The 20,411-nt window shown below is 49.5% G+C and carries 17 protein-coding genes and 1 tRNA gene; 3 read left to right on the top strand and 15 right to left on the bottom strand.

Features of this window, described 5'->3' with window-relative positions; genetic code table 11:
* Position 1 precedes the first annotated feature (1 nt).
* Complete coding sequence (locus MK323_12100; GenBank protein ID MCH2482893.1) at positions 2–685, bottom strand: uracil-DNA glycosylase; 684 nt, start codon at positions 683–685, stop codon at positions 2–4.
* Positions 686–761: 76 nt separating this feature from the next.
* On the opposite strand from MK323_12100, the gene efp reads away from it, so the two are divergent.
* Positions 762–1,334, top strand: a complete 573-nt coding sequence (efp, locus tag MK323_12095; GenBank protein ID MCH2482892.1) for an elongation factor P — start codon at positions 762–764, stop codon at positions 1,332–1,334.
* A 4-nt stretch (positions 1,335–1,338) separates the two neighbouring features.
* Here the strand turns inward: efp and nagZ are convergent, their stop codons facing one another.
* The 11 genes from nagZ to prfB all read right to left on the bottom strand — a co-directional run bounded on the left by nagZ (position 1,339) and on the right by prfB (position 14,057).
* On the bottom strand, positions 1,339–2,346 hold the full coding sequence (gene nagZ, locus MK323_12090) for a beta-N-acetylhexosaminidase (protein MCH2482891.1): 1,008 nt from the start codon (positions 2,344–2,346) through the stop codon (positions 1,339–1,341).
* A gap of 5 nt (positions 2,347–2,351) precedes the next feature.
* On the bottom strand, positions 2,352–3,140 hold the full coding sequence (kdsB, locus tag MK323_12085; GenBank protein MCH2482890.1) for a 3-deoxy-manno-octulosonate cytidylyltransferase: 789 nt from the start codon (positions 3,138–3,140) through the stop codon (positions 2,352–2,354).
* Positions 3,137–4,129: a tetraacyldisaccharide 4'-kinase gene (gene lpxK / locus MK323_12080; GenBank protein ID MCH2482889.1), complete on the bottom strand. Its 993-nt coding sequence runs from the start codon at positions 4,127–4,129 to the stop codon at positions 3,137–3,139. The genes kdsB and lpxK overlap by 4 nt, the downstream gene beginning before the upstream one ends.
* Positions 4,129–5,883, bottom strand: coding sequence for a lipid A export permease/ATP-binding protein MsbA (msbA, locus tag MK323_12075; GenBank protein ID MCH2482888.1), 1,755 nt, complete (start codon positions 5,881–5,883; stop codon positions 4,129–4,131). The genes lpxK and msbA overlap by 1 nt, the downstream gene beginning before the upstream one ends.
* Before the next feature lie 22 nt (positions 5,884–5,905).
* A complete protein-coding gene (locus tag MK323_12070; protein MCH2482887.1) occupies positions 5,906–6,340 on the bottom strand; it encodes a biopolymer transporter ExbD in 435 nt (144 codons plus the stop codon).
* Positions 6,337–6,948 (bottom strand): MotA/TolQ/ExbB proton channel family protein, encoded by a 612-nt coding sequence (locus MK323_12065; GenBank protein ID MCH2482886.1) that lies wholly within the window; start codon positions 6,946–6,948, stop codon positions 6,337–6,339. Before MK323_12065 ends, MK323_12070 begins: the two co-directional genes overlap by 4 nt.
* Positions 6,949–7,039: 91 nt before the next feature.
* Positions 7,040–9,379: a DNA internalization-related competence protein ComEC/Rec2 gene (locus MK323_12060; protein MCH2482885.1), complete on the bottom strand. Its 2,340-nt coding sequence runs from the start codon at positions 9,377–9,379 to the stop codon at positions 7,040–7,042.
* 75 nt (positions 9,380–9,454) lie between these two features.
* Positions 9,455–10,150, bottom strand: a complete 696-nt coding sequence (locus tag MK323_12055; protein MCH2482884.1) for an ATP-binding cassette domain-containing protein — start codon at positions 10,148–10,150, stop codon at positions 9,455–9,457.
* A complete protein-coding gene (locus MK323_12050) occupies positions 10,143–11,390 on the bottom strand; it encodes a lipoprotein-releasing ABC transporter permease subunit (protein MCH2482883.1) in 1,248 nt (415 codons plus the stop codon). Before MK323_12050 ends, MK323_12055 begins: the two co-directional genes overlap by 8 nt.
* A 50-nt stretch (positions 11,391–11,440) precedes the next feature.
* Positions 11,441–12,934 carry a lysine--tRNA ligase gene (gene lysS / locus MK323_12045; GenBank protein MCH2482882.1) on the bottom strand — a complete coding sequence of 498 codons (1,494 nt, stop codon included), beginning with the start codon at positions 12,932–12,934 and terminating at the stop codon, positions 11,441–11,443.
* Between the two features lie 21 nt (positions 12,935–12,955).
* Positions 12,956–14,057 (bottom strand): peptide chain release factor 2 gene (prfB, locus tag MK323_12040; protein ID MCH2482881.1). Its coding sequence is split into 2 segments (ribosomal slippage): positions 12,956–13,978 and positions 13,980–14,057, totalling 1,101 coding nucleotides; the frame shifts between segments, so codons are not numbered across the junction.
* Positions 14,058–14,279: 222 nt separating this feature from the next.
* Between prfB and MK323_12035 the strand changes: the two genes are divergently transcribed.
* Together MK323_12035 and pntB are read left to right on the top strand one after the other, a co-directional pair.
* A complete protein-coding gene (locus MK323_12035; GenBank protein MCH2482880.1) occupies positions 14,280–15,848 on the top strand; it encodes a Re/Si-specific NAD(P)(+) transhydrogenase subunit alpha in 1,569 nt (522 codons plus the stop codon).
* A 2-nt stretch (positions 15,849–15,850) separates the two neighbouring features.
* Positions 15,851–17,242 (top strand): Re/Si-specific NAD(P)(+) transhydrogenase subunit beta, encoded by a 1,392-nt coding sequence (gene pntB, locus MK323_12030; GenBank protein MCH2482879.1) that lies wholly within the window; start codon positions 15,851–15,853, stop codon positions 17,240–17,242.
* Positions 17,243–17,334: 92 nt separating this feature from the next.
* On the opposite strand, the gene MK323_12025 is transcribed toward pntB, so the two are convergent.
* The 3 genes from MK323_12025 to MK323_12015 all read right to left on the bottom strand — a co-directional run.
* Complete coding sequence (locus tag MK323_12025; GenBank protein ID MCH2482878.1) at positions 17,335–18,168, bottom strand: sulfurtransferase; 834 nt, start codon at positions 18,166–18,168, stop codon at positions 17,335–17,337.
* A gap of 38 nt (positions 18,169–18,206) precedes the next feature.
* Positions 18,207–18,294: transfer RNA gene (locus MK323_12020), tRNA-Ser, on the bottom strand.
* 1,436 nt (positions 18,295–19,730) lie between these two features.
* A partial coding sequence (locus tag MK323_12015) for a hypothetical protein (GenBank protein ID MCH2482877.1) occupies positions 19,731–20,411 on the bottom strand: 681 nt, incomplete at its 5' end.

Below are 20,411 nucleotides of genomic sequence, written 5' to 3'. Positions count from 1 at the left end.
TTCAAACAAGTCCAGACAGTTGCTTGGCTCTGCTTACTATTGTTGTGAACATTTGTTCTGTAAGTCGGCGTGTTTGCGTGTTATAGCGGCTGCAGTGATAACTCGACAACAGAATTCGATCATCTGGCAGTGCCAACTCTCCACCATGTCTAAACTTGTGAGTCGAAAGCTTTAACTCGAATACTCGCATCACAACATCGTGTGCAACTTGTCCAAGTGCCAGAATGACAGCGCCTTTTGGAAGATCCTGTATCTCAGCGCCAATGAAGCCAATGCAGTTTCTAACCTCCGATCCGATCGGTCGGTTTCCAGGCGGCAAACATTTGACTGCATTTGTAATCCTACACCCATGTAGTTGCAATGCATCTCCTCTTTTTGTGGATTCAGGTTTGCTGCTCAGCCCATAGCGGTGAAGTACGCGATACAGGAGCACACCCGCGTGGTCGCCGGTAAAAGGGCGTCCTGTTGCATTGGCGCCATGCTTTCCGGGTGCTAACCCCACGATCAATAGTTTTGCGCGCCGATCTCCAAAACATGGTACTGGCCGGCAGAAATAGTCAGGGAAAGCCTGTTTGGTTTCATCAAGATAACTGGCCAGTCGCGGACAGGCTCGGCAGTTGGGATCGTACCACTTAGATGCAACTAGCCGCTGGTCTTGACTTGCTTTTGGTTGTTTATCGGGCATAACCGCTAAACGATTCTGTTGTTGCCTACCGCTTCAGGCCTTAAACTCTCGTCGCTCATTCTCCAGGATCATCAGTATGAAGATTTCAGCATCTGACGCAAGGGTTGGCAACCTCATTGAACATCAGGGTCGTCTTTGGCGAATTTTGAAAAAGGAACATGTCAAGCCCGGCAAAGGCGGAGCCTTCGCTCAAGTAGAGATGAAGGCCATTGCGGACGGCACGAAACTGAATGAACGATTTCGTTCTGACGAGAAGTTGGAAAAAGCACGCGTGGAACCACGGAAAATGCTGTATCTCTATCCAGAAGGAGATGATCTGGTGTTTATGGACCTTGAAACTTACGACCAGCTCCATATTGCCGGCGATGAGGTCGCGGAACAGAAAGGTTACTTGATACCGAACACTGAAGTCCAGATTAACTTCTACAACAATAATCCGATTGGCATTGAGCTTCCATCGGCTGTCACCGTGACAGTCACTGATACAGAAACTGTCGTAAAAGGACAGACAGCTGCGGGATCAGGCAAACCCGCGACTGTGGACACTGGCATACGTGTCACCGTACCTGCATTCGTCAAACCTGGAGACAAGATTCGGATCAGCACCGACACCGGTGACTACATCGAACGTGCTGACAGAGACGCATAGAAGCTCAGTCCAGATTGACAAGGCGACCACGCCAGTCTGCAATTTCGTTCTGAGTCGAACTCTTCGGCTCCGATCCGTAGAGGGCTTCAAGCCTTAATCTACTGTTTGAGGAAACATGGCATGGGGCTCGTTCCAGCACAGCATCCATATCTGCCGTGTTGTTGCACAACAGAACCATGTCGCAACCGGCTGCAAGCGCGCATAAAACGCGTGTGTGGATATCCTCGATCGAGCGAGCGGCGGCCATATTTAGGTCGTCACTGAATACAGCGGCTGAAAATTTCAGGTCATTGCGAAGAATCTCTTGAATCCATCGAGTAGAAAACGTAGCCGGTTGATTATCAATCGCTGGATACATCACATGACAGGTCAGCAAGCCCTTAAAACCGACTTCCCGATAAGCACTGTATGGCTTCAAATCAGTGGTACTGATTGCCTCGATCGACCTGGGATCTAGCGGTAGTGTAACGTGAGAATCAGCTGTGACGCCTCCATGGCCCGGATAATGCTTGGCGATCGATGTGATCCCGGAGGTCCGCATACCGCGACATAAGCGACCCGCTAAGCGGATTACCACATCTGGATCCGAATGAAACGCGCGGTCGCCGATAGCACTGCTGTCGCGTCTATATAAGTCAACCACCGGTGCAAAGCTGATATCAATGTTGGCTGCTCTTAATTCGAAACCCATCACCCGTCCAAGAATCCAAGCAAGTTCCTCGGCGCCGGTGGGATCGTTGTCGAAACGCACACCAATTTGATGTTGCGGTGGCAAAGGGGTAAACCCAACCACAAACCTTTGAACCCGCCCCCCCTCTTGATCCACTGCAACCAGCAACTTCGGTGATTTGATGGCCTTTATACTGCTTACGAGATCAGTGAGTTGCGCTGGGCAATCATAATTGCGACTAAAAAGGATTACTCCCCCTACTGATGGGTGTGCCAGCCAGTCGTTCTCTTGGGCCGACAAAGATTGCCCTTCCACACCCACCATGAGTGGCCCCATCACCATGTCAATCAGTCGTTTTTATCAATCTGCGCTGGCAGTGACTCGAAATACTCGACAACTCGGCGAAGATCCTGCGCGGTGTCTACCCCCGGTCCCGGAATCTCTTTTGCGTCACACACCATTATGGCGTCGCCATACCACAGCGCTCTGAGCTGTTCTAGTTTTTCGGTCAGTTCTGTAGGTGCAGGTGGCAGTTCACAAAATCGGGTGAGGTAACCCACACGATAGGCGTAAATGCCCAAGTGCCGATAGGCATCTGACCAACGCATACCCGAGCGATCTGAAGATCCTTCATCGCGTATCCAAGGGATCGGTGCCCTTGAAAAATACGCAGCAAGTCGCCGTTGATTTCGGACGACTTTCACAACATTAGGATCCTGGTACTCTGCTAGAGATTCGATCGGGCAACAGGCGCTGGAGATCATGACGTCAGGTGCGTTGACCAGGGCCTGTGCTACCTGATTGATCAAAACAGGCGATATCAGGGGTTCATCTCCCTGAAGATTGAGCACAAGGGCATCCTCAGCTAAGCCCAACAGCTGTGTTGCCTCTGCAACGCGGTCTGTACCACTCAGGTGATCCTTACGGGTCATGTAAACCACGCCCCTGAAGGCCTCTACCCTGTCAAAGATCTCCTGGTTATCAGTAGCAACGGTAATCGAGTCAGCGTCGCTTTGTTGCGCGCATTCGTAAACCCGCTGGATAAGGGGTTTCCCTGCGATATCGAGCAACGGTTTTCCAGGCAGTCTTTGCGAATCGAAGCGGGCTGGAATCACAATATGATAGGAAAAACTCATACGATCGATCCGGCTTTTGCGACTTGAAGCACCGTTTCAACAACCTGACCGCCAGTCCTGACGTTCTGACCCACCTGCCACCAGTCTGGTCCGGCCAGAACTTGACATTTCACAGCATCCTTTTCTGTCATCAGGACGGTTGAGTTTTGGTATCTTTTCAGATCTTTGAAAGAAAAGTAATAATGATCGGAAAATTCAACGCACTCGAACTGGAGACCTTCATCCGACAGCTGCTGAAAAAATCTATCGGGGTTCGCGATAGCGGTTATGACCACACATTGTTTTCCTTCAAAAGATGCCAGAGTCGATTCTCGCCCGTCGTTGATATTGACCACAGCCCCTAAACTCGTCTCCAGGGAAGATTCACCGGGCTTGGGGGTGCCTCCATGGCGTACCACAACATTGACGGTGTTTAGCCGCTTTGGGGGCTCTCGCAGCGGACCGGCAGGCAGTAGTAGGCCGTTACCGAGTCCACGCTTACCATCGATGACCACTATCTCCAGTTGGCGCCCTAGCCGAGTGTGCTGGAGACCATCGTCTGACAGAACAATATCTACGGATCCTGTTTTTAGGATTTCCCTTACCGCATTCACGCGATCCGGATCTACTACAACCGGTACGTCGAGGCTACGGGCGATCAGCAGTGGTTCATCGCCACTGCGCAATACGTCCGTATTTGAGGTAACCTGGACCGGATAGGGTCCTTTAGTTCCGTAACCTCGGCTCACTACTCCAGGTTTGAATCCGTGCGCCATCAACTCCTTTGAGAGGTGAATGAGCAGCGGTGTCTTACCCGTACCACCAACAGTCAGGTTACCGACCACAATAATGGGTACATCGAAATCTTGGATCTTAAATACGCCTGATTGGTACAACAGCCCTCGAACCGCCATGAAAGCCCGATAAAGAACACTCACAGGTATGAACAGCGGCGTAACCCACGTCGGGGTGTACCAGGACCTAAGTAACAATTTGGCGACTGCGCCCATCAGGCATTGTGATCCGTGCTCTGAAGCTCCCCTCTCTCCTGGCGGAAATGCAGTTCGGCATAATGACCATCCATTTCCAGCAACTGCGGATGTGTGCCCTGTTCCACGAGTCTGCCGTCCTGCAAAACAAGTATCCGGTCAGCCTCGACCACCGTACTTAAGCGGTGCGCAATTATCAGCACTGTTCGTTCAGCCGAGAGTGTCTTGATGCCTTCCTTCACCTTGCTCTCAGAAACGTTATCCAGTGCAGAGGTTGCTTCATCCATAATAAGAATCGGCGCACACCTGTAGAGCGCTCGGGCGATGGTCAGCCGCTGCCTTTGCCCGCCGGAAAGCCTAATACCCTGTTCCCCAATAGCCGTTTTCAGTGAATTCGGCAACTTTTCAGAAAAGGTCGATATTCTGGATGCTTCGACCACATCGGCAAGCATCTTCTTATCAATCTGAGCCGCCGAGTAAGCCACGTTGCTTTCAATCGAGCCGTCAAACAACACTGCCTCTTGTGATGCAAAACCGATTTGGGAACGTAAAAAGTCAATTTGATAGTCTTCTATTGGTGTCCCATCGATCAGTATTTCGCCTTGCTGAGCCCGATAAAATCCGAGCAGTAGAGAGGCAATGCTTGTCTTGCCACTGCCCGAAGCGCCGACAAGCGCTACGGTCTCACCGCGGTTGATTCGAAACGAGACCTCCTTCAATGCACTGTCGTCAGTCATTTCGTACTGAAACGTGACATTCTTGAATTCGATGTCTCCGACGATTGTGTCAGTAATCTTGCTGCCGCCAGTTTCTTCAATCGATTTGTCGAGTACCCCAAAGACACTTTCGGCTGCCGCTACACCGGTCTGGAGGTGTTCGTTTACCCGGGCTAGCCGCTTGATTGGACCCATTAACAGCAGGATCGCACCAAGATAGGAAACAAAAGTACCCGGACTGACAAGCGACTTGATGACTCCACTCATTGAAAGATAAATAATGACCGCCACAGTTACACTGGCGAAAAATATCAACAGCGGAACACTGACCGATGCTACCAGAGCTTTGCGCATAGACTGCGTCCTGTTGTCACGATTTGCCTGTTCAAATCTTTGATTTTCATGGTCGTAACTACCATAGGCTTTGACAACGCGGTGCCCTTGGAATGCTTCTTTCGCCGAATGAGTTATCCAACCCATTGACCGCTGGATGGCTTCACTTGTCTTCCTGAATCGTCGGCTTGCTTTTTGCATTATGAATGCGGCAATCGGTGTGACAACAAGAAACACCAGTGTGAGTTGCCAGCTCAGATATGACATCCAGCTCAGTAACCCAATACACAAAATACTGTCCTTGATAAATATCCGTATTGCCATGGAACTAGCTACTGCAACTTGCTCAACATCATAAACAAGTTTAGATACCAGAAGTGACGATGGATGCTGATCAAAATATCGACTTGGCAGTCGGATCATGCGATCGAACATCAAAGCCCTTAAGTCATAGACAACATAACGGGCAACTCTGGATATACAGTACTGATCCGCAAAAGATCCGAACGAACGTACCAGAAACACGACAATCAGCATGCCTGGCGCCCACTTGATAATGGCTGCATCGCGTTCGACAAATCCGCCGTCCATAATCGGTTTCAGAAGTGCTGCAAACCCTGTCTCCGCAGCAGCAACCAAAACCATGCCGACTATGCTCAGCACAAATACCAGTCGATAGGGCCAGACATAACCAAGCAGTCGCTGAAATATACGCAGACTGCTCAATGGGTTAACCGAGTTGGGATACTTAAAGTTGTTTCTGCAGTGAAAAGGTCAGCCTAAGAAGGCCAGCTCGCTGAGCAGCATCCAATGCAGTCATGACCGACTGATGGGTTGCCATACGGTCTGCACGAATGATAACGACCGGATCCTTCCAGCCTGTGACAAGGGCTAACAACTGCTCGGACAACTCCCCTGCACCATTACCGTTAAACATCCTGGGAGACGGATCGCTCCCGCGCTTTAATGCATATTGGCCCTGTTCTGAGATACTGATGACAATCACCTCTTCCTCCAGCGTTGTCTCTAAGGGAAGGTCGCTGGTGGGCAACCGCAGATTCAACTGAGATTCCTTGGAAAAGGTCGTCGAAACCATGAAAAAGATCAACAGCAGGAATACAACATCAATCAACGGCGTTAGACTGATGCCGACTTCTTCTTCACGGTGCTGGGAGAATCTCACAACTTCCGTCCCCCTTGCATCAGGTTCAACAGTCGTAAAGCATGTTGCTCCATATCGACAGTGAGTTCATTAATTTTTCCCTTGAAATAGCGGTGGAACATGAGACTTGGTATACCAACCGATAAACCTGCCGCGGTTGTGATCAACGCTTCTGAGATGCCCCCCGCCAAAACCTGGGGGTTACCGACACCGACCGCAGTAATTGCGGCAAACACCTTGATCATCCCAATCACCGTTCCAAGCAGCCCTAACAGGGGCGTTATAGCGGCTATTGTGCCTAACGCATTGAGGTATTTTTCAAGTTCATGGACCACGTGCCGACCGGCCTCCTCGATGGCTCTGTGAATATCGGTAGGTACCTGATTAGAAAACGACAACCCTGCGACGAGGATCCGACCAAGATACGAACTCTGTTCGAGCTCCTCAAGCCTGTCATCGGTTAGTTGATGTTGCTCCAGCAGGTGCTCAATGTCGCTAACCAGGTCAGTGGGTGCAACACTGTCTTTCTTCAAAGTCCATAACCGTTCGATAATGATGGCAACAGAGATCACCGAACACAAAATGATCGGTACCATTAACCACCCGCCGCTACGAATTAGTTCGAACATCCAATGGACCTCTCGCGTCCTGATTTACTGTGCTGGTTCTGATTCTACCGACAATTACGTGCTCACTCGGAGTATCTAGGTGAGTTTGCTATTAATCGTGCCAGAAACGTCGTTGATGTTGGCTCCAGGTACGGACCGTGTTTCCCTTGTCACCACTTTTGACAATGATCTCTCCGTATCGCGTGGTATTAAGCCAGCGGATGCCCAGTCGTTTATATCGGTCGACTACCTCTGGGCTGGGATGTCCATAGCGATTATGCGAGCCTGCACTCACAACCGCAATTTCCGGTCGCACAGTAGCCAGAAAAGATAGTGTAGATGAGGTGTTCGATCCATGGTGCGGGACTACCAGCACCGAGGACTGTAATTCGGTTCCGTAGGCTCTGACTAGAGCCTGTTCAGCTTTGACCTCGATGTCCCCAGTCAGGAGAATGCGTCCATTACCGGCAATGACCTGGACAACGCAGGATCGATTGTTGGAGGACAGACGAGCTTTACCAGCAGGCCACAAAATCCGGAATTCGACTTCATTCCAGAACCAGGTCTCTCCAGGGCGACATCGTCGGCTACCCTTGAGTCTCTCAGCTTCCCCGGACAGAACATCGTCCACAGCCACGTTCACTGATATAGCCTCCAGTCCTCCCGCATGGTCTGACGCTACGTGGCTAATAATTATCCGATCCAACCGGGTGACCCCGTATCGCCTGAGTACGGGTAATAACACTCGCTCCCCTGTACTGAACTGTCCAAAGCTTGGCCCGGTATCAAACAACATGGCGTGATCACGTGTTTGAATCAGCACCGCCAGCCCCTGACCAATGTCTAAGACACGCATCCGTACTTCACGATCTCCAAGGACAGAAGCGAGCGTTGAGCTGGCCAATAGAATCACCGTTACAATTATGACAAGGATTAGACGAAGCTTTTTTACATACATGCCCGTGCCTACCAACATTCCCAGAACGATGAGTTGTTGATGGTTATTCGACAGATCGAGAGTCGAAAAATAGAACTGATCAAGTTCGGCCAGCGGCTCCATGAGCCGGGTTACCAGCCAGCCACTGGCGACTAACAGTCCTCCACCAATCGACTCATCAATAAAGACCAAGGCAAAGCAGCCACTCAGAACCAGTGGTACAACCAACAGCCCAAACAGTGGGACATAAAACAGATTTACAAAAGGTGAGACGAAAGAGATATTTCCAAAAAACAGAGCCTGCAGGGGCAGCAAACCAATAAACAAAGCAAGTTGGATAACACATAAGGTGAATACGTAATCGCGAACCGCCCACCTAATAGACCCGCTACCCGTTGATGGGCGACCCAATGTCGGATATTTATCGCGATAAACTTTATGCGTACGGAAGATTATCCATACCGCCACAAAGGACAACCAGAACCCAGCGGAACTCACGTCTATTGGATTCAGTATGCCCACCGCTAGCATAGCAAGCCCAAGGAATACTTCAGGTCGATGGAGCCGGTTAGCCAAGGCACCTACAATTGTATACGTCGATAACATCGTCAACGCCCTTACCGTGGGGAGTGGGAAACCTGATAAAGCTGCATAAGCCAACCCGAACAGAAAGCCTCCCGCTGATACCAGGTGCGAGCGTGGAGTCTTTACGCTCGACAACAGACCTACACACCATAGTAATCTAATAAAGAGGCAACCAAAAAGACTCGCAAGACCGACGTGCAAACCAGAAATCGCCATCAAATGCCCTATGCCGGACATTCGAAATATCTCCCATTGTTCCGCGGAAATCCCTGAACGCTCGCCAATAGCAAGTGCCGAGATAATGCCTAGACTGGGCTGTCCTCCCAATGCTTCTTGAATCTTTAGCCGGAGACGATGACGGAGAAACAGGACAATGTCCCATGAGTCATCTTTTCCCAACAGGAGTGGGGTTGTTTTATACACATAACCTGTTGCCTGAATGTGATTTCTGAAATAGAACAACTCCCGATCATGGGTACCTGCGTTACGATACCCACGAACAGGCTTTAGCTTAATCTGTAGCTGCCACCTCTGCCCTGGCTCGAGTAACGGTCGATCGCCATACCATCGCAGGCGAACCTTACTCCGACTGGCTCCTGTGACTGTCCCAACAGTCAGGCGGTCGAGATTAAAGTCGAATTGTGTGTGATTCGCTCTAACAATCGGGATACTGTCTATTACTCCGACAGCTGTAACTGGCTGGTTTAAGAATTGAGCATCGGGACGTTTATCGAGTTGGTATTGCACATAGGCTGTGGCCCACAAAATACCGAAACCAATACAAATCAGATAACGAGACCATCGTCTTGTTACAACTAGGAATAAACAGACTACACAACAAGCCCACAAGAGGTCTGTCACTGTAGCGCACAGGTGAATAAGCAGCGCGCCGGCTGTATAGCCCAATGCAATGGTAAAAATTCGAGGCATCCTTGCCTGCTGATATCGTCCTTGATCTTTGCTGTTTACATTCTAGTGAATATCGGTAAGCAATCAAGCTGTCGCCTAACTAGAAATTTTCTGCAGGATTCCGTTCGCCAATTTGTAGGTATGATCGAGTTTCTGCGCTAACCCAAGGTCATGGGTAGCCATGACAAGACTCGTACCAAACTCATTATTGAGAGTGAGAAAAAGCTCTTGAACTGACTTTGCTGTCTCGTAATCAAGATTCCCTGTTGGCTCGTCGGCCAGGACGCAGTCGGGTTGGCCAACGAGCGCGCGGGCTACAGCGGTTCGCTGCCGTTCTCCGCCAGAGAGTTCGCTTGGTTTATGATGTTCTCGTGCCTTTAAACCCACCTTTCCCAATAACAGTGACGCATGAGACAACGCTGAAGTGTGAGTTTCACCACGAATCAATAACGGCATTGCAACGTTTTCCAGAGCGGAAAACTCCGGTAAGAGATGATGAAACTGATAGACAAATCCAAGCGACCGGTTCCGAAGCAACCCGATAGCCTTTTCACTCAGACCAGTCAGTGACTGGCCACATAATTCAACGCTGCCCTGTGTTGGTTTGTCCAGCCCACCCAGTAAGTGCATAAAGGTACTCTTCCCGCTGCCCGACGTGCCGACAATCGCAACAGTTTCACCTGCCGCTACAGTCAGGTTGACGCCGCTAAGCACTTGAACCAGGGCGCCTGCCTCTGTAAACGATTTGTACAACCCGACACACTCCAGGATCGGGCTAGTGAGGTTACTCATATCGCAATACCTCAGCCGGATCAGTTTTCGCAGCCCTCCACGCAGGGTACAACGTTGCGACCACACTCAAGACAAACGAAATAGAAATTATCTGATAGACATCTTCCCACTTCAGCTGGGCAGGAAAATCGGTGATCACGTATACGCTTGACGGAAAGAACTCGACACCAAACATACTTTCCAGCCAGGGAACCAGCGTTTCTACATTTAAAGCTGTTATTACGCCCGAGACACCGCCGATAAGTGTCCCGACAAGGCCGATCAATGTGCCCTGAATCATAAATATAGCCATCACCCTAGGAGGTCCCAATCCCAGGGTTCGCAAAATAGCCATATCCGAGCGCTTATCAGTCACCAGCATGACCAGAGTAGACACGATATTGAATGCAGCTACAGCAACGATCAGCAGCAAAATGATGAACATCACCCGCCGCTCTATTTTTATCGCCCGGAAAAGATTGATGTGCTGGATTGTCCAGTCAGTTACGCGGTACGTCTCTCCCAGAGCTCTGGAAAGCTGATCTCTTATTCGGGGCGCGTCGTATAGGTCCGGAAGTTTCAACCGCAAACCGCTAACTGAGGCCCCCGTCTTGAATAGCCGACTCGCGTCATCTAGATGCAGAATCGCCAGACCGCTATCGTGCTCGTACATACCGAGTTCAAAGATTCCCGCAACGGTAAATCGTTTAAGCCTGGGTAAAAGCCCCGCTGGAGTAATCTGACCCTTCGGAGCAACCAGAGTTACTTTCTGCCCCACCGAAACACCAAGCTGTCGGGCGAGTTCGGATCCGAGAACAATCTGCCATTTTCCAGACTCGAGGGCATTCCAGTTTCCTTGTTTTAGGTTCTCGGACAAATTGGAAACGCCAGCCTCCTGTGCAGGCAGCACGCCCCGAATCAAAGCACCTTTGACCATTCGACCTCCCATCAAAAGGCCCTGACCGAGAATAAAAGGTGCCGAAGCCAGGATCTCCGTTTGTTTGTTGATTTCGCGGTTGACTGTTTCCTGTTCATTAAGCCATCCGTTCTGCCCACTCACAGTCACATGTGATGCGACGGAGAGTATCCTTTCTCTTAGTTCTCTTTCGAAGCCGTTCATGATTGATAGAACAGTGATCAATGCCCATACTCCGATCGCAATTCCGATAATCGAGGTCAGCGAGATAAAGGAGATAAAATGATTGCGCCTTTTAGCCCGGGTATAGCGTAACCCAATCAACAGTTCTAGTGGCCGGATCATGGCGACTCGCAGGCAATCAGAGCAGCATCAGAAGGACAGATCAAAGCGCACTAATTGTTGCTGTCAGATCGCAAGTGAGGGAACAACAGCACATCCCTGATCGATGAACACCCCGTCAACAGCATTACAAAACGGTCAACACCGAGTCCGCCGCCTGCGTTGGGTGGCAAACCATACTCCAGCGCTGTGATGTAGTCCTGGTCAAAAAACATGGCTTCTTCATCCCCAGACGACTTTGCTGCGGCTTGCCGCTCAAACCGTGTTGCTTGATCTTCCGCGTCATTTAACTCTGAAAAACCGTTAGCCAGTTCCCGCCCCACTACAAACAGCTCAAACCGGTCAGTCAGGGAAGAATCATGGTCATTGCGGCGGGACAGCGGTGACACTACCTCCGGGTAGCCAGTTATATAGGTAGGCTGTATGAGGTGATCCTCTACGGTCTCCTCGAACAGCAGCATCAACATCTTGCCCACTGACAAATCGGAATCGACCTCAAGATCATGCGTTGCCAGTATGCTTGCCAACGAATTTTGATCTGTAAGATCAGCGCTGGATAATTTCGGGTTATACCGCAGGATAGCCTCACACATGCTCAGCCTTTCAAAAGGCTGAGCGAGGTCGATACTGTGCCCTTCATATTCAAGCTTTGTGGTGCCGTTGACGTTCTGGGCAACCATTCTGAGCATTTCCTCGGTCAAATCCATGTAGTCGATGTAATCAAGATAGGCTTCGTTGTATTCAAGCATCGTGAACTCTGGATTGTGCTGAGTACTCAACCCCTCGTTACGGAAATTCCGGTTCAATTCGTAAACTCGTTCAAAGCCCCCAACCAGGCAGCGCTTAATGTAGAGTTCCTGGGCGACCCTCAGGTAAAGATCCCGATCGAGCGCATTGTGATGGGTGACGAAGGGTTTCGCATTTGCACCACCTGGGATAGCCTGCATGATCGGCGATTCGATTTCGATGTAGCCCCGATCATCTAAAAATTTGCGAAGCGACCTGACGGTCGCTGTCCGCTTACGGAATACTTCACGTGAAGCTTCGCTGACCAGTAAATCCACATACCTCTGACGATAGCGAATTTCTACGTTCGTCAGCCCATGATATTTTTCGGGCAGCGGATGTAACGATTTAACCAACAGTTGAAACTGAGACAACTCTATCGTCAACTCACCCGTCTTTGTTATAAATGGTTTACCGACGACGCCAATGATATCTCCAATATCAAGCTTCTTGAACGAATCGTTGTATTGTCCATCAGGCAACCGGTCACGCTGCGCATACAATTGGATTCTGCCCGACTCATCCTGAATATGAGCGAAACTGGCCTTGCCCATAATACGCTTGGAGATAAGCCGTCCAGCCAACTTAACCTCGCCACCTCTTGTTTCGGGTTGTTCAGAGCTGAGTTTTTCGCACTGCTCAAGTACATCCTTTGCACAGCTGTCTCGACGGAAATCATTAGGGTACGGATTTCCCTGCTGGCGCAACCTGGACAGCTTCTCCTTCCTCTGTACGGTCTGGTCATGTATGTCGTTTACCATGTTTCTATCTCTTCAATACCTTTATAGACCAGCCTTTAAACTCGCTTCGATAAATTGCCCAATCTCACCGTCTAACACCGCCTGCGTATTACCGGTTTCCACGCCCGTACGCAGGTCTTTGATTCTAGATTGATCCAGAACATAGGACCTTATCTGACTGCCCCACCCTATATCCGCTTTAGAATCCTCCAGTTTCTGCTGCTCCACCTGCCGCGCACGCATCTCGGCCTCGTAAAGCCGTGATTTCAGCATTGACATGGCTTCTGCCCTATTACGATGCTGAGAGCGATCATTCTGACATTGCACAACAATCCCACTGGGAAGATGAGTAATCCGGACCGCAGAATCAGTCCTATTCACATGTTGTCCACCCGCACCGCTTGCCCTATAAGTATCGATTCGAAGGTCTGCAGAATTGATTTCGATCTCAAATCGGTCATCCACCTCTGGATAGACAAACACAGAGGCAAATGACGTATGCCGCCGGTTTCCGGAATCAAAAGGGGATTTTCTGACCAACCTGTGAACACCGGTTTCGGTTCTGAGATAACCATAAGCATACTCGCCACTGACATGGATGGTCGCGCTTTTGATACCGGCAACCTCGCCCTCTGACTTTTCAACCAATTCTACCGAGTATCGACCTGATTCTGACCAGCGCAAATACATTCGAAGAAGCATTTCTGCCCAGTCTTGCGCCTCGGTTCCTCCAGAACCCGCCTGGATATCTACAAACGCGCTGGCTTCATCCGCCTCGCCGGAAAACATTCTCCGAAACTCAAGCTTCTCCAGTTTCTGTTTGACCTCCTCAGATTCTTTTGCTACCTCCTCTATCGTTTCCTCATCATCTTCAAGTCGTGCTAGCTCTAGCAAATCAAGCAAATCACCGGCCATGCGAGACAGATCGTCCAGCTGCCCCACTGTTTCTTCGAGTCTGGCTCTTTCCTGCCCGAGGCGCTGCGCCTCTTCGGGATCATCCCACAGTGTAGGGTCCTCTAACCGAAGCAGAATTTCCTCGAGACGCTCTTTTCGACTGTCATAGTCAAAGATACCCCCTGAGCCCTTCAATTCGACGGGCGCAATCACTCAGATCCTGAAATATTTCTCCTGACCCTGCCACCATAAATCTGGTTCGAATGAATTATAATTACGGAAGGGGAAGGATACCGGATTTTCTGGTGATTCGATATGGTTAGCGCTGTCTGCGTATCCGGGTGTCTATTGATCCGTCCCTGTCGATCGATTGTGGCTATACACTGGCACCACAATGCAACGGATTCGTGCTCGGTGTCCGGGCGGGCATCTTACAGAAGATGCAACAACATAGAAGGTGCGACTTAGCTGCATGCAAATAGGAATACCCAGAGAAATTTATCCCGAAGAATGTCGTGTAGCAGTAACACCTGAGGTCGTCACCCACCTGATTCAGTTGGGCTTCAACGTTAAACTCGAAACCAATGCCGGCAGAGCTGCGAGTTTCTCAGATGCTGCGTATGCCCAAAGCGGGGCCGTGATTCTCACCAGTCCAGAGGAGATTTGGGAATCCAGTGATATTCTACTCAAGGTAAGGGCCCCATCCGATCACCCCGATCTCGGACTTCACGAGGCGTCACTTCTCAACCAAGAACAGACCCTAATCTGTTTTGTATGGCCAGGGCAGAATTCAGAGCTTGTGTCTCGCCTGTCGGATACCGGAGCAAGTGTTCTGGCTATGGACGCCGTACCAAGGATCTCACGAGCGCAGAAACTCGACGCCCTGAGTTCTATGGCTAACGTGGCGGGATATCGCGCAATCATAGAATCGGCCGGTGAGTTTGGCAGATTCTTCGCTGGTCAGATCAGCGCCGCCGGCAAGGTGCCGCCAGCTCGGATACTGGTGATAGGCGCCGGTGTAGCAGGACTCGCTGCCATAGCTGCTGCTGGAAGCATGGGTGCGAGCGTTCGTGCTTTTGATACCCGTCCCGAAGTGAAAGAACAGGTTGAGAGCATGGGTGCCGAGTTTCTAATGCTGAATTTTGCTGAGGACGGCATCGGGGTCGGGGGCTATGCCAAAACAATGAGTGAAGAATTCATTGCTGCGGAGATGGCGCTATTTACAGAACAGGCCAAAGAAGTGGACATCATAATCACTACAGCCCTTGTGCCCGGTAAACCCGCACCACGTTTAATCACGGCTGAGATGGTAGATTCCATGAAGGACGGTAGTGTTATTGTTGACCTGGCCGCTGAGCAAGGTGGCAACTGTGAACTCACCCAGCCTGGCCGGGTGACCAGCGCCAACGGGGTACGCGTGATCGGATATACCGACCTTCCCAGCAGAATGCCAGCACAGTCAAGTCAGCTTTACGGAACCAACATCCGACACCTTCTGACTGACATCTGTCCAGAAAAAAATGGCCAGATCGAACTTGACATGGATGACGATGTTATACGGTCCATGACGGTTACACGCTCTGGCGAGATCACCTGGCCACCACCGAAGATCGAACCTGCGATCCCGGTAGAACAACCCACCTCTCCGCCTCCTAGTGTTACCACAGGCTCGGCTGAGTCGCCCAAGAAACAAAACTCCGTCACCACCCTGATCAGTCTCGGTGTAGTTATGGCGATTATCCTGGGTGTCGGTGCTGTTGCGCCCAGTTCGTTCATGAATCACTTTACAGTGTTTATTCTTGCCATCTTTATCGGGTGGCAAGTGATCTGGAATGTTACTCCTGCACTACACACTCCTCTGATGAGCGTAACAAACGCCATCAGCGGAATTATTGTGATCGGTGCTCTGCTTAAGATTGACGCTGGATCATCAATGGTCGTTCTGTTAGCAGCAGTTTCCCTACTGATCGCAAGTATCAATATCAGTGGCGGGTTTCTGGTCACCCACAGAATGCTGCGAATGTTCCGGAGGGATATCTAACCGTGTCCGCCGGAATTATCACCTCAGCCTATATTGCCGCCAGCGTATTGTTTATCCTCAGCCTTGGCGGGCTGAGCCACCAGGAAAGTGCTCGGCGAGGCAATCTCTTCGGAATCCTGGGGATGACGATTGCCATCGTAGCCACGGTCAGCAACCCAGCGGTGGGTAACTACACACTGATCATCGTTCTGATGGTGGCTGGGGGCGGGATCGGGACACTAGTCGCTACCCGCGTTCAAATGACCGCTATGCCGCAACTGGTCGCGCTGCTGCACAGCTTTGTTGGACTGGCGGCTGTTTTAGTCGGCATCGGGACCTACCTTGATCCTACTGTTGGATATTCGGGTGTAGAAAAGACGATTCACGAAATTGAAATCTATCTGGGGGTATTGATAGGAGCGGTGACCTTTACCGGGTCGGTTATTGCTTTCGGAAAACTTCAGGGTCTCATTAACAGCCACCCCCTTACCATCCCCGGCCGGCACCTAATCAACCTTGCTATAGGACTCGCCTGTCTGTGGTTCGGCTGGCAGTTTATTTCGGCGAGCGGCCTAGAGACTGGACTCAGTCCACTCATTATTGCCACAGTACTGGCACTTATATTCGGAGCGCATATGGTTATGGCAATCGGCGGTGCGGACATGCCGGTTGTGATATCGATGCTCAACAGCTATTCGGGTTGGGCCGCCGCAGCAACCGGCTTTATGCTCGAAAATGACCTGCTGATTGTGACCGGCGCACTGGTGGGAAGCAGTGGTGCAATACTGAGCTACATCATGTGTCGCGCCATGAACCGACGTTTTCTTGCTGTTATTCTCGGAGGATTTGGCGCATCAAGCAGTGCGAGCTCATCGCCGGTTAGCGATCAACAGGTCATTTCGATCAACCACAATGAATCCGCTCATTTGCTGCGAGAAGCCAACAGCGTGGTTATTGTTCCTGGATATGGTATGGCGGTTGCCCACGCACAGCATCCCGTATCTGAACTGACCAAGGTGCTGCGCGGCAACAATACCGATGTGAGATTTGCCATACATCCAGTTGCTGGCAGGATGCCGGGGCACATGAACGTTCTCCTTGCGGAGGCAAAAGTACCTTACGATATCGTACTGGAAATGGATGAAATCAACGATGATCTTCCGGATACGGATGTGGTCCTCGTGATTGGTGCAAACGACATCGTTAACCCATCGGCTCAAGAAGACCTGGAAGGACCGATAGCAGGAATGCCTGTGCTCGAGGTGTGGAAGTCAAAAACAACTATCGTATTGAAACGCAGCATGGCGACCGGGTACGCGGGTGTCGATAATCCCTTGTTCTACCGGGATAAAACCAAGATGTTATTCGGCGATGCCAAGGACAGCATGGAAAAGGTTCTTTCTGCCTTGAAATAGACTGACAACTAACTGCGACTACCTACCGCATCAGCGCCTGCTTCATGGTGCTGCCAATCTGGGCCGGGCTTCTCGCCAGATAGACACCGGCATCACATCATCGAGATGATGGGACGGGAAGGATCTGTAATCCACTCACTCCACGATCCCGGGTACAAGCGCGATCCAGATAACCCAGCTACCTCCATAGCTAAAAGATTATGACAGGCAGTCACACCTGATCCGCAACTGTGTATAACCTGACTAGGGGGAGCGTCACCGATCAGTTCAACAAATTCCTGCCTGAGTGATTTGGCCGATTTGAAGCAACCACCCCAAAGATTGTGCTGGAATGGTCGATTAATAGCGCTGGGCATGTGGCCTGCAATGCGGTCGATTGGCTCCTCCAAACCGAGGAATCGTTTGTTTTCCCTTGCATCAATGATCAACTGGTCTGGATCATCGATAGCCCGCATCAGTGTATCAGCGTCAATCCAGTGGTTCTGTTGCGGCCGACCGGTAAACTGCGCAGGTGGATACGCCCCAACCTCATCGAAAAGTGGTCCTCCTTGCTCGACCCAAGCGTCTAGACCGCCATCAAGTACATAGACGGATTGATGACCGAACCAGCGCAGCAACCACCAGCATCGAGCTGCCATCGCACCTGGCCCATCGTCGTAGGCGATCACCGTCGAATCGTCTGCCACCCCCCACTTGCCTATCGCCTCCGCAAAAGAGTCCGCGGCGGGTAGTGGGTGACGACCTGTTCCAGCTCTGATGGGACTCGACAGATTTTCACTGAGATCCAAGTAAATAGACCCTGGAATATGGCCTTGTCGATATGAACCGATACCGGCTGTGGGGTCGCTGAGCACATATCGACAGTCCAGGATACGGGTCTGCTCTTCCCCGTATATTTCCATAAGTGATTGGGCAGAAATCAACATTTGACGAAATCCAAAATTAGAATCTTCTCAAGTAGACATGGCGGAGAGGGAGGGATTCGAACCCCCGGACGGTTGCCCGTCAACGGTTTTCAAGACCGCCGCATTCGACCACTCTGCCACCTCTCCAAGTCATTGTTTCTATTAGTTTTTTAGAAATTATTGGATGTATCTATTTTCTAATGTTTACTAATTTGTTTACTAATATGAGGTCTGTAAGTCCCTGATTTTAGGTGTTTTTCTATTTTCGGGGTATTTACTGGATCGTCTGTATTCGTCTGTATCGTATTTTATCCCCCTACTGATACAAACACACTAACCATTGTCTAACCTGTCTCTAATCTCTTCTAAAAGTCATTCTAAGGTGAATACAAAGACACTTCATAACTCACTTTCCAAAATACCTCTTACCTCGGGGATGTTTAGAAAAATACCCATCACATACGATGAGAACCAATCGTCGACCTGGTTCTAGTAAATCTTTTCTCATCCTGTCTGAGTTTACTTTTGATGACCTTTTCTCCATTGGTTCTCGGTTCACCTTACTACCACGACGGAACAATGTAGACCTACCACCACTACCCACATCCACTTCATATCGTACTTCCCTACCCCGACTTGTCCTAAACAATCCACTTGTTAGTATTTCCTTTGTCGACATTCCCTGTAACCACATTATCATCGTGTTGTAGATGTTGAATAGTTTCTCTTGTCTTATCTCACCCAACGGTGTCCATTTGGATGACCACCTCGACCTACGACGATTAGATTTCAGATGTTGTCTCATCGACTGAATAGTGTCGGTGTTCGACATACGACTATCTATCCTGAAATAACGATAGTAATCCTCTAACACCATATTTTCTGGTTTTAGTATTTCTGTTGTTTTGGTCGGTGTCTCGACAAATAGATGACTATGACCCCTCCACCATTTGTCGAAGTTTGATGTTAGAACCTCATCCAGATCCCACCCTTCATATCGACTTCGATTGACGACAACCTTGTGTCGATACTCCTTATCGTATCCCTTCTTTTTATCTGTTCCTTTTATCCGTCTGTTTTCAGTAAATGTGTAATCGAGTTTGTCTAACTCCAACGAAAGTTGTAGATACCGAAACCACCACCGATACATCTGTATCTTCCTCTGTGTGATTACACCTTTGATGTTACTTCTCGTCTCCCTGAAGACACGATACTCCCTACTTTCTGTCCCAGTCTCTACACTAGTTATTTGTCCTGTCTGTTTACCCACATAAGTATCAAATGTCTTTCTTGTCTGAGGACGAATGACTTTTGAGTATTTGAGTTTTACAGGTATTTCATTTTTCATATCGAAACTCAGATAAACGAGGAATATTCCTCAAGGAGTATCTCCTATTCTCCGAGTCGGGTAAAGAGGTGTAACTCCTGATTGACTGAATACCCGACGATAGGAGGGTATGAAGGAGAGCAGATTGGAGAAGATTTATCTTCGGAAATCTGCATTACTGAATATATTAAATCTTAATACCTTCTAATCTTTATGACGATATATGGCCTAACGGAAATCCATAGCCAAGATACTTCTATAACAACTCTACTTTCTTGGGATTAAGTATTACTTCTTTGTATTGTTGGACTTTTGCTTCTGGGACATAATGTTTCTGTATTACTTCTGGGCTTGTTCCACATTGGACTGAAACACTCCATACATCATCTCCTCGGGCAAGTTGGCAGGCGATAAAATAATGACGTAGGGATTTACTATCCCGTTTTCTATTCCATCTGTCATATCTTAAATCGGCTTTATTCAACAGATTTTTCAACCCGACTATTGGGCTATGTGGAAATAGTAAATCGTGCTTCTTATGGTTAGGACAACATCTTTCTACAAACTTCTTGTAGGCGTGATAGCCACTATTACGACAATACACATCTCTCAATCCTGTTTTCCCTTTAACGGCAAGCATCAAGTATCTTTCATTTGTCGGTAGTTTCTTTCCCGATGGGTCTTTTTCAACTACCGTTATTCTTCCGTGTGCGATGCCTTTACTTCCTACAATCTCCTCTGTCCTTGCCCCACAGGAAGCCATCAATATGATGAAGTAATGTAAAGACAATCGAGTTAGATAAGTCCTAGTCCAGTTTCCCGGTATAAAAGAAGTTGTATTTTCATCCATATTCTTCTCGGCTTCTTTAATCTGCCTTCTACTTGTGAGTAGTAGTTTTCTATACTCACTACTATTAAATCCTATTCTTCCCCCTGA

It is taken from the genome of Gammaproteobacteria bacterium (genome assembly GCA_022450155.1).
Classification (GTDB): domain Bacteria; phylum Pseudomonadota; class Gammaproteobacteria; order Arenicellales; family UBA868; genus REDSEA-S09-B13.
Note: the sequence above shows the minus strand (reverse complement) of the source record. Positions and strands in the feature narration are given on the sequence as shown.